This is a genomic window from Acidiphilium acidophilum, from assembly GCF_033842475.1.
Classification (GTDB): Bacteria; Pseudomonadota; Alphaproteobacteria; order Acetobacterales; family Acetobacteraceae; genus Acidiphilium; species Acidiphilium acidophilum.
Genome location: NZ_JAWXYB010000018.1, coordinates 2,475,890 through 2,489,173 on the forward strand (window position 1 = coordinate 2,475,890; position 13,284 = coordinate 2,489,173).

Here is a 13,284-nt window from a genome sequence, read left to right on the forward strand (position 1 = left end):
TCCGTTCGCTGTTGTCAGTGATACGCGTGGATGATCGCTTTGTGCAGCGCTTCGAGGCCGTGCTGGACATTCTGGAAATGCACCCGGATGACGCGCCGGTCCCGCTCGACCAGCACGCTCAGATCGCCCTCGGCCTGCGCTGCCTTGACCTGGCTGAAACTGTAGGCGTGGCCTGGGACCGGAATGTCCTTCGCATCATCGGTCGTGATCTGGAGAAACACGCCGCTGTTGGGTCCGCCCTTGTAGGCCTGACCGGTCGAGTGCAGGAACCGGGGCCCGAAGCCGAGGCAGGTCGCCACCTTGCGGGTATTGCGCAGATGGGTGCGGATCTGCTCCAGCGCCGCCATATGCGATCCGTTGCGCTCGATATAGGCGAGGATCGCAATATAATCGCCTGCGTCCGCCCGGTTGAAATGCTGCTTGAGGTATGCGGCCAGCGTGGTGTGGGTTCCGAGCGCCGCTGCGTTTTTCGGATCGGCGAATATCGCCACGCCGTGCTCGTGGAACAAAGGTTCGTCATGGGGTGCCGAGCCGCCCTTTTCGTAGGCGTCGGTCAGCGCGCGGGTCTTGATTTTGCTGGCTTCGACATCGGGCTGGTCGAACGGATTGATCCCGATGATCGCACCGGCAATCGCGGTCGCCATCTCCCAGCGGAAGAATTCCTGACCGATCTGCGCGACATCGTTCACCGTGATCCGCACCACCGGATGCCCCGCCTTTGCAAGCGCCGCCACATGTGCTGCCTGCTTCGCCTGCTCGTCGCCTTTCAGACAGAGATAGGCGAACACCCGGTCATGGCCATAAACGGCGGCATCGCCCAGCGGCTCGGCATCGATCGGCACCAGCCCGTGACCCTGCTTGCCGGTGGATTCCGCGATCAACTGTTCCAGCCATGCGCCGAGATCCGCGATTTTGGGCGAGGCGATGATCGTCACCTTGTCGCGCTTGAACTCTTTCGCCGCGACGCCGAGCAACAGGCCGAGCTGCGCGCCCGGGTTCTGATCGACCGGCACGCTCGCCGAGCAGGATTTGACCATGTGCGAGGTCAGAGCGAGGAAGTTTGCAACATCGATCCCCATCGCCGCCGCCGGCACCAGGCCGAATTTCGAGAGCACCGAGTAGCGGCCGCCGATCGATTTCACCCCGTGGAACAGATGCGCGAAATGATCGTGCTTCGCCACATGCTCCATCGCCGATCCCGGGTCGGTCACGGCGGTGAAGTGCCTGGCCCAATCGCCCTGCCCCACCGTCTCGATCATCCGCGCCTTGAAATAGGCGAGGAAAATATTGGGCTCCAGCGTCGAGCCCGATTTCGATGAGACGATGAACATCGTCGTCTTCAGATCGAGCTTCGATTCCAGCGTGGCGATCTGGGCCGGGTCGGTCGAATCGAGCATATGAAATTCGGGCCAGCCGTCACGATGGCCGAAGCTCCGGGCCAGCACTTCCGGCCCGAGGCTGGAGCCGCCCATGCCGAGCAGAGCGACATGCTTGAATCCGCCCTCGCGGATCGCCTTGGCGAACCGCTCCAGCGTCGCGACATGGGTGTGCTCCTCGCCGACGATGGTGAGCCAGCCGAGCCATTTATCCTCGTCCGTGCCGGTCCAGACCGATTTGTCTCCGGCCCAGAGCTTGCGGATGGTGCCCTCCGCGAGCCAGCGTTTGGCAGTTTTTTCGATAGCGGCGTGCAGCGCCGCATCAGCCTCGATTTCGGCCCCGTTGAGATCGATCAGCGCCGTCCGCTTTTTCGCCACAGCGCCCAGCAACTGGTCGAACGCGTTGGCGAACTGGCGCACCCCGTCGGCAACCAGATCGATTGTGACTTTTTCAAGAGAAATGCCGTGTGTTTCAAGTGATTTCAAAATATCGATGCCACCGGCCAGATCCTGCTCCACCGCATCCGGCGTCGCCTTGCCATGATCGCGGAACGCATCCATCGTCGCCGGCGGCATGGTGTTGACGGTATCGCGCCCGATCAGCGTTTCGACATACAGAGTGTCCGGATACGCCGGGTTCTTCACGCTGGTGGAGGCCCAGAGCAGCCGCTGGGTATGCGCTCCCTTGGCTTCCAGCGCCTGCCACTTCGCACCGGAAAACCATTTTTTGTAAGCGGCATAAGCCACTTTCGCATTGGCGATCGCGGCTTTGCCGAGCAAGGGCTTCAGCGCCGCCGCATCGCCGCCGGCGTCGATCTTGTCCTGCAACTGCTTGTCGATGACATTGTCGATCCGGCTGACGAAAAAGCTCGCGACGCTGCCGATTTTCGAAATATCCCCGCCTTTGGAGGCGAAATGTTCGAGCCCCTCGATATAGGCGCGGGCAACCTGCTCATAGACCGGAACGGCGAACAGCAAGGTCACGTTGATCGAGATCCCCTCGCCGATCAGCGTGCGGATCGCGGGAATCCCGGCATTTGTCGCCGGTACCTTGACCATCAGGTTCGGCTTGCCCACGGCCTTGTGCAGGCGGCGTGCCTCGTTCACCGTGGCCTCGGTATCGAGCGCGAGATAGGGCGATACTTCGAGACTGATGTAACCGTCACGCCCTTTGGTTTCATGATAGACTGGCAGCAGGACATCCGCCGCCGCCTTGATGTCGCCGATCGCGAGATGCTCGTAGATCGCCATCGGTTCATGATCGCCGCTATGGACGTAGCGCTCGAACTCCTTGGTATATTCCGGCGCGTGGGCGATCGCCTTCTCGAAGATCGACGGGTTGGACGTGACCCCCTTCAGCCCATCCCGCTTGATCATCATCGCGAGATCGCCCCCCTCGATGAGTTCGCGCTGGACGAAATCGAGCCAGGGGGCCTGGCCGGTTTCGGCAAGTTGCTTGAGAGGGTTCATCGGAAGATCTCCTGAAGTCAGTCGTGGATGAATGTTATTGCCGTCTCGTTAAGGGCCGGACCCTGTCATCCGGATCGGCAGATGGGGCCTGCGCGGGGCGAAATCATTGCCGGAACGCTCATGGTGACCGGATCGTGATCATGCGCGCCGGGGGGATACCCCGTCCCACAGCCGCACCCCGCCGGTGATGCCGGTTTCGTTCGAAACCAGATGCACATCCGCCGGCAACGCGAAGGTGATGGCGGTGACGTTGCCGCCGCCGATATAGAGCAGGTCGAAATTCACCAGCACCCGCAACGCATCGATCGTGCGCAGCACGTGCTTGTTCCATTTTCTGGCCCCGTCGCGGTTCAGGGCCTCGTGACCGACATACTGATCGTAGGTGTGTTTCCTGTGCGCGTTGTGCTGGCCGAGTTCGAGATGGGGTGCCGGCCTGCCATCGGTGAACAGGGCGAATCCCATCCCGGTACCCAGCGTGATCGTGCACTCCAGACCCCGTCCGGCGATCGCCCCCAGCCCCTGCACCGTCGCGTCGTTCGCGAGCCGGACCGGCCGCGCGAGGCGGGCCGCGAGCCGGTCGGCCAGCTTGTAGCCATGCCATTGATCGTTGCCGAGATTGGGCGCGGTCAGCACCGTCACACCACGCGTCGCTCCGGGAAACCCGACCGAGACCCGGTCGAAACCGCCCAAGGGCGCAATCAGGGCGCTGATCGTATCGACGATGAGGTCCGGCGGTTTGCCGAGCGGGGTTACCACCCGCTCGTAATTGGTCAGAAGCGCACCATCCGGCGCCACCAGCGCCGCCTTGATATGGCTGCCGCCGATATCGATGCCCAACGTGACCGGGTCCGGCGTCACTTCGCCGACCGGCCCTGAAGTCTGGAGCGGATGGTCCATGGTCTGATCTCCGGGTTGTGTCCCGTCCCGCCGATGTGGCGCGCACGATCCTCGTTTTCAATCGCAACGCGAAACTGTCGCACGGATCGGCCCCCGGCTGAACCCCCGGCGCCGTGGAGCCGATGCGCTGACACGGGGGTGATTTTCGATTAAGAGACACACATGACCACGACCCCCACCGAACTGATCCGCAATTTCTCGATCATCGCCCATATCGACCACGGCAAATCGACCCTGGCGGACCGGCTGATCCAGGCCACCGGCGCGCTGACCGCACGCGAAATGACCGAGCAGGTGCTCGACAACATGGATATCGAAAAAGAGCGCGGCATCACCATCAAGGCGCAGACGGTGCGGCTCAGCTATCCAGCCAAAGACGGCAGGACCTACATCCTCAACCTGATGGACACGCCCGGCCATGTCGATTTCGCCTATGAGGTGAGCCGTTCGCTCGCCGCCTGCGAAGGCTCGCTGCTGGTGGTCGATGCCTCGCAGGGCGTCGAGGCGCAGACGCTGGCGAATGTCTATCAGGCGATCGACGCCAACCACGAGATCGTGCCGGTGCTCAACAAGGTCGATCTGCCGGCGGCGGAACCCGAGCGGGTCAAGCAGCAGATCGAGGACGTGATCGGGCTCGATGCGTCCGATGCGCTGGAAATCTCGGCAAAGACCGGCCTCGGGATCGACACCGTTCTCGAAGCGCTGGTCACGCGCCTGCCGCCCCCGGTCGGGGATGAAAACGCGCCCTTGACCGCGCTGCTGGTCGATAGCTGGTATGATCAATACCTTGGCGTGATCATTCTGGTCCGGATCAAGAACGGCCGGCTGCGCAAGGGGATGAAAATCCGGATGATGTCGTCCGGGGCGGTGCACACCGTCGAACAGGTCGGGGTGTTCGCGCCGAAACTGCGCCCCGAACCCGATCTGGGGCCCGGCGAAATCGGCTTCATCACCGCCGCCATCAAGACCGTCGCGGATTGCAACGTCGGCGACACGATCACCGATGACCGTCACCCGGCGACCGAAGCCCTGCCCGGCTTCAAACCCTCGATCCCGGTAGTCTGGTGCGGGTTGTATCCGGTCGATGCCGATGATTTTGAAAAACTGCGCGAAAGCCTCGGCCGCCTGCGGCTGAACGATGCGAGTTTCCATTACGAGGCGGAGACCTCGGCGGCGCTGGGCTTCGGCTTCCGCTGCGGCTTTCTCGGCCTGCTGCACCTCGAAATCGTTCAGGAACGCCTCTCGCGCGAGTTCGACCTCGACCTGATCGCGACCGCGCCCTCCGTGGTCTATCGCCTGACCAAGACCAATGGCGAAACCATGGACCTGCACAACCCGGCGGACATGCCGGACGGCTCGGTGATCGACCATATCGAGGAGCCGTGGATCAAGGCGACCATCATGGTGCCGGACGATTACCTCGGCGCGGTGCTCACGCTGTGCAACGAGCGGCGCGGCCATCAGGTCGATCTCACCTATGTCGGCAACCGTGCGATGGCGGTGTATCGGCTGCCGCTGAACGAGGTGGTATTCGATTTTTACGACCGTCTGAAATCGATCTCGCGCGGCTATGCCAGTTTCGATTACCAGATGGATAATTACGTCGAGAGCGATCTTGCGAAAATTTCGATCCTGGTGAACCTTGAGCCGGTCGATGCCCTGTCGTTCATCGCTCACAAATCGGTCGCGGAAACACGTGGCCGGGCGATCTGCGCCAAACTCAAGGACCTAATTCCCAAACAGTTGTTCAAAATCGCGATCCAGGCGGCGATCGGCGGCCGGGTGATCGCGCGCGAGACCATCAGCGCGCTGTCGAAGGATGTGACGGCGAAGTGCTATGGCGGCGATATCTCCCGCAAGCGCAAGCTGCTCGACAAGCAGAAAGAGGGCAAAAAGCGGATGCGCCAGTTCGGCAAGGTGGAAATCCCGCAATCCGCGTTCCTCGCCGCCCTGAAAATGGACGCCTGATGCTGCCGATCGAGGTGGGGCTGGCCGTCATCGGCCTGCTGCTGCTGGTCATCCTCGCCCTGCTGCTCCGGCAGGTGCGACGTCTTTCGGTCCTCGAAACCCTGCCCGCAGCGATGGCCGAACCGGCGCGGGCGGCGTTGGCGGGCGGCATCGAGCGGTTGCAGGACGGGGCACGGAGCCAGGCTGAGCATCTGGCACGCAGCTTCGGCACGATCAACGGCACGATCGGCGACCTGTCGCTTCTGGTGACCCAGAGGCTGGGCGAGGCCGAAGCCGCCGCCCAGTCCGGACGGGCCCAGGCGTTGAGCGAAACCCTCGCTGTGATCGCGCGCCTGACGGAAAGCCAGACCGGGCTCGCCGACCGGGTCAGCCGCGATCTCGCCGGTGTCTCGGTGGCATTGCGCGACGAGCAGGAAAAGCTGCGCGCTCAGGTCGAGAGCAAGCTGGAGACAATCCGCGTCGGGAACGAGGCGAAGCTGGAAGCGATGCGCGCGGCGGTCGATGAGCAATTGCAATCCGCCCTCGAAAAGCGGATCGGCGAAAGCTTCCAGCGCGTTTCCGAGCAATTCGCCCTAGTGCAGCAGGCGATCGGCCAGGTGCAGAACGTCGCCGTGCAGGTCGGCGACCTGAAACGCCTGTTCGCCAATGTGAAGTCCCGCGGCGGCTGGGGCGAGGCGCAGATCCGGCAGACCATGGAAGACACTCTGCCTCCCGGCACGTTCGAAGCGAATTTCAAATCCGATCCGAACAGCGCCGAGACGGTCGAATTCGCGCTCCGCATGCCGGTGCGGGAAGGCGAGCAACCGGTCTATCTGCCGATCGATGCGAAATTCCCGACCGAGGATTACGATCGCCTGCTGCTCGCCGCCGAGGCCGGCGATCGCGCTGCCGAGGATAGCGCGATCGCGGCGCTCGCTACCCGCATCCGCAATGAAGCCCGGAAAATCGCCCAGAAATACATCCGTCCCCCCCGCACCACCGACATCGCTATTCTTTACCTGCCAAGCGAGGGCCTGTTCGCCGAGGTGGCGCGGGTGCCCGGGCTGATCGAGACCATCCAGCGCGAAACCCGCGTGCTGATTCAGAGCCCCAGCCTGCTCCCGGCCCTGCTGCACACGATTCGTGTCGGCCATTTTACGGTGCAACTCGAACGCAAAGCAGGCGAAATCGGCAAAATCCTAGGCGCGGTCAAAGCGGAATGGGGCAAATTGGGCGAGGCGATGGACAAGCTCGCCAAACGGGCCACCGATATCGGCACCGAAATCGACAAAACCCAAATCCGCATCCGCGCCGTGGGCCGCACCCTGCGCGAAGTCGAAGCCATCGACGACGCCGAGGCCTCGCCTCTGCTAGGCTTGCCCTCCCAGGCCGAACCGTAATACCTGCCCCCTCGCCCGCGCCCGCCACTTGTTGCCCTCGAACTTGTTGGCTATGAACCGCGCACGCAGGAGGGATGGCCGAGCGGTTTAAGGCGCACGCTTGGAAAGCGTGTGTGCGTGAAAGCGTACCGTGGGTTCGAATCCCACTCCCTCCGCCACCCCTATATCCAGCACTGTCCCATACAGTCTTTGACTTTAATGGGTTGATTGGCGTTTTCGTCCACTCACATCGACCCGGATTTGCCCTAATACCAACCTGAGGTTCCGTTGACTCGAATGTGAGTTGTCGCGGCTCGGGCGGGTATGATTCGCTGAACTTCCCTGGAGGAGGTTTGCGATGACGGTAGCGATAACGCGTTTGGACTTGTCGGCTATGGCGCTGCGCGAGCGGGCGGCTCGCGCGACGGATTCGAAGATTTCGAGGGGTTGCGTCCCCTTGGGTGGTGTAGGAGCTGTGGGTAAGTAGCCCGCCGGAGCGACCGGGCAACGAGTCTGGCGCAGGCGGGCTACTTATCCACAGCGGTGGTCATCGTCGGTCTTCGGTTATGGTTGGAATTGCAACCGACCAACAAAGATCCGAGGAGATCCGAACGATGACCGACCCCACAATGGCCCTTCGCGCGCTGCTGGAGAAGAGCTCCGACACCGATTTGTTACGCGAGATGGTGGGCTTTACGGCCCAACGGCTGATGGAGCTGGAAGCCGAAAGCCTGACCGGCGCGCCCTATGGCAAACGCAGCGACGAGCGGGTCAACCAGCGCAACGGGTATCGCGACCGGACCTGGGAAACCCGGGCCGGAACGATCGAGTTGCGCCTGCCCAAGTTGCGCCACGGCAGTTATTTCCCGGCTTTTCTTGAGCCCCGTCGGATCGCCGAGAAGGCGCTGGCCGCCGTAATCCAGGAGGCCTATATCCAGGGCGTCTCGACCCGCTCGGTCGATGAACTCGTGCAATCCTTCGGCATGAGCGGGATCAGCAAAAGCTAGGTCTCACGCCTGTGCGGCGAGATCGACGACAAGATCAACGATTTTCTGAACCGTCCCCTTGAGGGCGACTGGCCGTATGTGTGGCGGAGGGGCGCAAGGTTCCAGTCGTGCGAAGCGCGGCTGGAAACGCCCCGGAGGTTGGATGCCACCTATCTGAAGGTGCGCGAGGCCGGCCGGATCGTCTCGGTCGCCGTCACCATCGCAACCGGCGTCAATGGTGATGGCCGTCGCGAGGTCCTCGGCATGGCGATCGGTGCGTCGGAGGCGGAAACGTTCTGGACCGAATTCCTCCGCAGCCTCGCCCGGCGCGGTCTGCGCGGCGTCAAGCTGGTGATCTCGGATGCCCATGAGGGTCTGAAGGCCGCCATCGCCAAAGTGCTGCACGCCACCTGGCAGCGATGCCGTGTCCATATGATGCGCAACCTGCTGGCCCATGCCGGCCGCCAGGGGCGTAGCGTTGTCGCCGCCTTCGTCGGCACCGCCTTTGCCCAGGACGATGCCGCCAGTGCTCGCAACCAATGGTGCCAGGTCGCCGACCAGTTACGCCCCAAAGCCGCCAAACTCGCCGCCATGATGGATGAAATGGAGGATGATGTGTTGGCCTATATGGGGTTCCCCAGGGAACACCGCACCAAAATCCACTCGACCAATCCCATCGAGCGTCTCAATGGCGAAATCAAACGCCGTACCGATGTCGTCGGCATCTTCCCCAATGAACCCGCCATTCGTCGCCTCGTCGGCGCCATCCTGCTCGAACAAAACGACGAATGGACCGTCCAGTGCGTATTCCGTTGATCGCGATCATCCATTCCGGTCGATCGCGATCACTGATTCCGGTGATCGCGATCATGATGTTCACCATGCCTGAGGCTGGCGTGGGGAACGGCATGACGCGGTGTTGTGGGCTACCACTGACGGTTGAACAGGTGTCATTTCTTTCCGGTGTTCGTCAAGTCGGGTGAAGGGGTGAGGGTTTGGCGTTTTCGCAGGCTTTCTCCTTTCAGTTCGATGCTGTTGGCGGCGGTGAGAATCCGCGCATAAACGGCGCGGGAAGATATATCGGCTGATTTCGAAGGCGGCTTGATCCTGATGGAGCGGTGGTGATGTGCTGCCCTTCTGCTTTGATGGTTCCGCCGTGCTCGCGGCCGTCAAGGACGCTGCGCGCCGCGCAAGAGCGCGGTGGCCTCCGGCCATCCTTGACCGCCACTGCGCGCGACGGTGTTTTGGTATGCAGGTCGGGACGACAGGATGGCCGCTTTAGTCGAACCACAGGATGGTTGCTGAAGAGAAGCGCGGAGGCGGTGTACAATCGGCCTGGGGGGTCGTCACACCAAGGCGCGGAGGCGGTTGATCAGAAGACCTGAGGTGGTCCGCCGATTGGGGCGATATCCTCGAAATGATCAGCTTGGTGTTGCTCGCGCATCATGCGCTGAATCTGGCAATTATAACGGACCCAGATTTTTTCTCTCAGATCGTCGAGTAGCTCGAAGATCGCAAGGGCCTGATCTGGCGTCCAGTGGATCGGGATTTCGAGGATAATTGGTTGCAAGTGCGCCGGATTCTTTGCACGGCCCTTTCGGGATTTTGTCATGATTTTGCATTGCGGGCGCGGCGCTGGCCGGCGCGCTGATCCGCCCGTTCGCGCGCTTCCTTGAGGCGGTAGGACTCGCCGTCGAGCGCGATGATTTCGGCGTTATGGATCAGGCGATCAACCAGGGACACGACGCAGGCCGCGTTGGGGAAGACCTCGCGCCACGGTGGTGTAACCTGACGTCTGGAAATTCATTTTGGGTTGGGAGTTGGTGCCCTTGCCGGGGCATGCCCCGGCAAGGGCTGTTCATTCTGGTATTCCATGCAGTTGTTCACACCAACATGGAGACCGATGAATGGACGCCAAAAAGGATACGATTATCGAGGCACTTTTGGAACATCTGATCGAAAACGGCGCAGGCGATATCGCCACGGTATTTGCCAGGACCTTCGAACTCGCCATGCAGATCGAGCGCGAACGCTTCCTCCACGCCAGTCACTACGAGCGCAACCCCGATCGTCAGGGTTACGCCAATGGCTACAAGCCCAAGCGGATCGATACCCCGGCCGGGTCGATCACCGTCGATGTCCCCAAAACCGCCGGTCACGTGGGCGAACCCTTCTACCCACAGTCCCTCGAACGCGGCCGACGCTCGGTCCGCGCCGTCATGGTCGCCGTCGCCGAAATGTACATCAAAGGCGTCTCCACCCGCGACGTCGAGGCCGTCATGCGCGAATTCGGCATCGAAAGCCTCTCCTCCGCTCAGGTCAGCCGCGCCAGCAAGCTGCTCGATGACGAACTCGCCGCCTGGCGCACCCGACCCCTCGCCGAGATCCGCTACCTCATCCTCGACGCCAGATATGAAAAAATGCGCGATAATGGCGTCGTCCGCGATGCCGCCGTGCTCTCGGCCATCGGCATCGGACCCGATGAACGCCGCCGTGTCCTCGGCGTCTCGGTCGCCCTTTCCGAGGCCGAAGTCCATTGGCGTGCCTTCCTCGAAAGCCTCCATCAGCGTGGCCTGCGAGGCGTCGAATTCATCGTCTCCGATGACCATGCCGGATTGCACGCCGCACGCCGCGCCGTCTTCGGCGCCGCACACTGGCAACGATGCCAGTTCCACCTCGCCCAAAACGCCATCCACCACGCCCCCAACCACGCCATCCGCAAACGCATCGGCGCAGAACTCCGGACCGTCTGGAACGCAAATTCCCTCGCCGCTGCCCAGATCGCTCTCACAACCCTCGTCAATGCCTATCGCGACACCGCACCAAAGCTCGCCGATTGGCTCGAACGAAATATCCCCGAAGGCCTCACCGTCTTCACACTGCCAGAACCCCACCAGCGCCGGCTTCGCACTTCCAACCCCATGGAACGCGGCATCCAGCAGGAACTCAAACGCCGCACCACCAAAATCAGGGTCTTCCCCAACGAAGCCTCCCTCGAACGCCTCGTCAGCGCCGTCCTCGTCGAAATCGATGAAAAATGGGCCGCCGACACCAAGGGCTACATCAAGTGGGACTACCAGGATGCCTGACCCCCGCTCGCCCTATTTTCCAGACATCAGGTTGCTCAATCTCGCGCCACTCAGCGAACGGTCGATTGGTGGTGACGATGGTACTCTTGTTCTGATACCGCCGTGAGATCAGCTCGAACATGAGATCGGCATGACGGTTGGAGTAGGCCAGGTAGCCGACCTCATCGATGACCAAGAGTTGAGGGCGGGCGTAGTGGCGGAGCCGACGGCGCAGAGCGGAATCACTATCGAGTGCGGCGAGGTCGCCGAGCATCTGGCCGGCGCTGGTGAACAGCACGGTATGCCCCGCGATCAACGTTTGGTGTGCAATATTCTGGGCCAACGTCGACTTGCCGATGCCATTTGGGCCGACGAAGACGATGTTGGAGGCGTCGGTGAGGAAGTCGAGCGCCATGAGGGCATCGATGGCGGCGCGATCGCATCGCTTTGGCCAGGACCAGTCGAAGTCGCAAAGCGGCTTGAAGCGGCCGATGTGGGCGGTCTTCAGCCGGCGCTCTAGGCTGCGGCAGGATCGCTCTTGTTCCTCCCAGGCAAGCAGCGGGGGTAACCAGGTTTGGGTTGCAACCTCGGGCCAATGTGCGATCAGGCCATGCAGGTGCAGTGCCTCGGCGCGGGCCCGCAGGGCTTCAGGTTCAGTTGTTGTCATCGGAACAATCCTTGATCTGGTCGTATGTTTCGAGGGCATGCGGTTTGACCGGTCGATCGCGGGCCTGAACATGGGCGGGCAGTCCGGCAGCGACCGGCGGCGCAGCGCCCCGTTCCTCGCGCCGCCGATCGAGAGCGAGGCGGACGGCATTGGGATGAGGAACGTTGCGAGTCAGCGCTTCGCAAATACTGGCTTGCAGTTCACCCGCCCCATAGCGATCGAGCAACCGCAGCAAGGTGGCGGTGATGGCGCCGAGATTTTCGCCGCGCTCGGCGGCGCGCATCAACAAGGTCTGACTGGCAGGTGCCGCCCGCACCAGACGATCGGTCGCGCGATGCTTGCGGGCCGAGCGTTTCTGATCGACCAGAGCCTGAACATGGGCCGGCTCCTCGATCTGCGCACCCTTGTCGTAACAGCGCGGATGGAGGGCAATCACTGCGCTACCATCGACGATTCGTACCTCTTGCGGATCGGCGAGGATGGTCAACCCGCGCCGGACATGATCGTGGGGAACCGAGTAATCGTTCAGGTCGAAGCGGACATAGGGCGTCTTGCCGACCCTGACCGCCACCTGCTCGAGCAGAGGTGCCGGGTTGTCGGGTAACGCGAGCAACCGCTTGGCTTCCTCGGCGAAGACCTCGCGGACGCTGCGCAGTGATTCCTCGGGGCAGCGGCGGTCGGCAGCCGGGCCGTTGCACCAAGCATCGGCCTGGGTATTGAGATCGGCAAGATCGGTGAAGCGGCGCGCGGCGAAAAAACTATCGCGGACGTAGCGGATCGCCCGCTCGACCCGCCCCTTCTCGTTGCCGCGGGCGATCGCCACGGGGCGCGGCTCATAGCGGTAATGCCCGGCAAAACCCAGCAAGGTGGGATGGAAGCGGATGGCATCACCGCGCCGTTCCAGAACCGCACTTTTAAGGTTGTCGTAGAGCAAAACACGAGGAACCCCGCCCCAGGCAGAAAAGGCCCCAACGTGGCCGCGCAGAAAGTTCTCCATCCGCGCGTCCGGATAGAAACGCAGGAATATCTGGCGCGAATAACTCAGCACCATGACGAAGGCCATCAGCGGTCGCCGCGCGCGCCCGATCTCGAGGTGGCCAAAATGGCCCCAATCCACCTGCGCTTGTTCGCCGGGCAGCGTCCGCAGGCGCAAATAGGCCTCGACTTTTGCCCGGGGTCGGTGGCAGGCGATGATGTGGCGGAAATGGTCAGGACTGCCGCGATAACCGCGCTCGCAGACCATCGCATAAAGCCTGCTCGCGGTCAGGCTGGGAAACGTCTCCAGGGTCTGGTGAATGAACGGCAGATAGGGATCGATCCGCGACGCGCGGGCCGGTGAACCAATCCTGGGAAGACCAGCTTGCCCCAGAACTCGGCGCACCACGCTATGATGAATATGCAATTGTTGGGCGATCGTGCCGATGGTCCATCTCTCGGCATGATAGTAGCGGAGGATCTGTGCCTCGATGTCAGCCGGTATCACCATGTCCAGAT

General features: G+C 62.4%; 9 protein-coding genes, 1 tRNA gene and 1 pseudogene. 5 read left to right on the forward strand and 6 right to left on the reverse strand.

Annotated elements, in window-relative coordinates:
• Nucleotides 1-14 precede the first annotated feature (14 nt).
• Both SIL87_RS14355 and SIL87_RS14360 read right to left on the reverse strand, forming a co-directional pair.
• The gene (locus SIL87_RS14355; protein ID WP_319614840.1) at nt 15-2,846 is read right to left on the reverse strand and encodes a bifunctional transaldolase/phosoglucose isomerase; all 2,832 of its coding nucleotides are present in this window, start codon (nt 2,844-2,846) and stop codon (nt 15-17) included.
• Between the two features lie 138 nt (nt 2,847-2,984).
• Nucleotides 2,985-3,743 (reverse strand): ROK family protein, encoded by a 759-nt coding sequence (locus SIL87_RS14360; protein WP_319614841.1) that lies wholly within the window; start codon nt 3,741-3,743, stop codon nt 2,985-2,987.
• 162 nt (nt 3,744-3,905) lie between these two features.
• Here SIL87_RS14360 and lepA point away from each other — a divergent pair, with 162 nt between their 5' ends.
• The 4 genes and pseudogenes from lepA to SIL87_RS14380 form a co-directional block, all read left to right on the forward strand.
• Nucleotides 3,906-5,711, forward strand: a complete 1,806-nt coding sequence (lepA, locus tag SIL87_RS14365; protein WP_319614842.1) for a translation elongation factor 4 — start codon at nt 3,906-3,908, stop codon at nt 5,709-5,711.
• A complete protein-coding gene (locus tag SIL87_RS14370; RefSeq protein ID WP_319614843.1) occupies nt 5,711-7,090 on the forward strand; it encodes a DNA recombination protein RmuC in 1,380 nt (459 codons plus the stop codon). The genes lepA and SIL87_RS14370 overlap by 1 nt, the downstream gene beginning before the upstream one ends.
• Nucleotides 7,091-7,158: 68 nt before the next feature.
• Nucleotides 7,159-7,248, forward strand: a tRNA-Ser gene (locus SIL87_RS14375).
• A gap of 435 nt (nt 7,249-7,683) precedes the next feature.
• Nucleotides 7,684-8,856: pseudogene (locus SIL87_RS14380) on the forward strand (IS256 family transposase); the annotation flags it as partial.
• A 571-nt stretch (nt 8,857-9,427) separates the two neighbouring features.
• On the opposite strand, the gene SIL87_RS14385 reads toward SIL87_RS14380, so the two are convergent.
• Both SIL87_RS14385 and SIL87_RS14390 read right to left on the reverse strand, forming a co-directional pair.
• A complete protein-coding gene (locus tag SIL87_RS14385) occupies nt 9,428-9,667 on the reverse strand; it encodes a hypothetical protein (protein ID WP_319612381.1) in 240 nt (79 codons plus the stop codon).
• Nucleotides 9,664-9,858 carry an ATP-binding protein gene (locus SIL87_RS14390; RefSeq protein ID WP_319615987.1) on the reverse strand — a complete coding sequence of 65 codons (195 nt, stop codon included), beginning with the start codon at nt 9,856-9,858 and terminating at the stop codon, nt 9,664-9,666. The genes SIL87_RS14385 and SIL87_RS14390 overlap by 4 nt, the downstream gene beginning before the upstream one ends.
• A 104-nt stretch (nt 9,859-9,962) precedes the next feature.
• On the opposite strand from SIL87_RS14390, the gene SIL87_RS14395 reads away from it, so the two are divergent.
• Complete coding sequence (locus SIL87_RS14395) at nt 9,963-11,144, forward strand: IS256 family transposase (protein WP_319612316.1); 1,182 nt, start codon at nt 9,963-9,965, stop codon at nt 11,142-11,144.
• On the opposite strand, the gene SIL87_RS14400 is transcribed toward SIL87_RS14395, so the two are convergent.
• Nucleotides 11,119-11,790, reverse strand: a complete 672-nt coding sequence (locus SIL87_RS14400; protein WP_319614844.1) for an ATP-binding protein — start codon at nt 11,788-11,790, stop codon at nt 11,119-11,121. The genes SIL87_RS14395 and SIL87_RS14400 overlap by 26 nt on opposite strands.
• Nucleotides 11,777-13,276, reverse strand: coding sequence for an IS21 family transposase (istA, locus tag SIL87_RS14405; RefSeq protein ID WP_319612702.1), 1,500 nt, complete (start codon nt 13,274-13,276; stop codon nt 11,777-11,779). The genes SIL87_RS14400 and istA overlap by 14 nt, the downstream gene beginning before the upstream one ends.
• Between the last annotated feature and the right edge of the window lie 8 nt (nt 13,277-13,284).

What these genes read in the sequence shown, in the direction of transcription:
- SIL87_RS14370 (WP_319614843.1), top strand. Translation starts at nt 5,711, where the DNA reads ATGCTGCCGATCGAGGTGGGGCTGGCCGTCATCGGCCTGCTGCTGCTG.
- SIL87_RS14385 (WP_319612381.1), bottom strand. Translation starts at nt 9,667, where the DNA reads ATGACAAAATCCCGAAAGGGCCGTGCAAAGAATCCGGCGCACTTGCAA.
- lepA (WP_319614842.1), top strand. Translation starts at nt 3,906, where the DNA reads ATGACCACGACCCCCACCGAACTGATCCGCAATTTCTCGATCATCGCC.
- istA (WP_319612702.1), bottom strand. Translation starts at nt 13,276, where the DNA reads ATGGTGATACCGGCTGACATCGAGGCACAGATCCTCCGCTACTATCAT.
- SIL87_RS14395 (WP_319612316.1), top strand. Translation starts at nt 9,963, where the DNA reads ATGGACGCCAAAAAGGATACGATTATCGAGGCACTTTTGGAACATCTG.
- SIL87_RS14400 (WP_319614844.1), bottom strand. Translation starts at nt 11,790, where the DNA reads ATGACAACAACTGAACCTGAAGCCCTGCGGGCCCGCGCCGAGGCACTG.
- SIL87_RS14360 (WP_319614841.1), bottom strand. Translation starts at nt 3,743, where the DNA reads ATGGACCATCCGCTCCAGACTTCAGGGCCGGTCGGCGAAGTGACGCCG.
- SIL87_RS14355 (WP_319614840.1), bottom strand. Translation starts at nt 2,846, where the DNA reads ATGAACCCTCTCAAGCAACTTGCCGAAACCGGCCAGGCCCCCTGGCTC.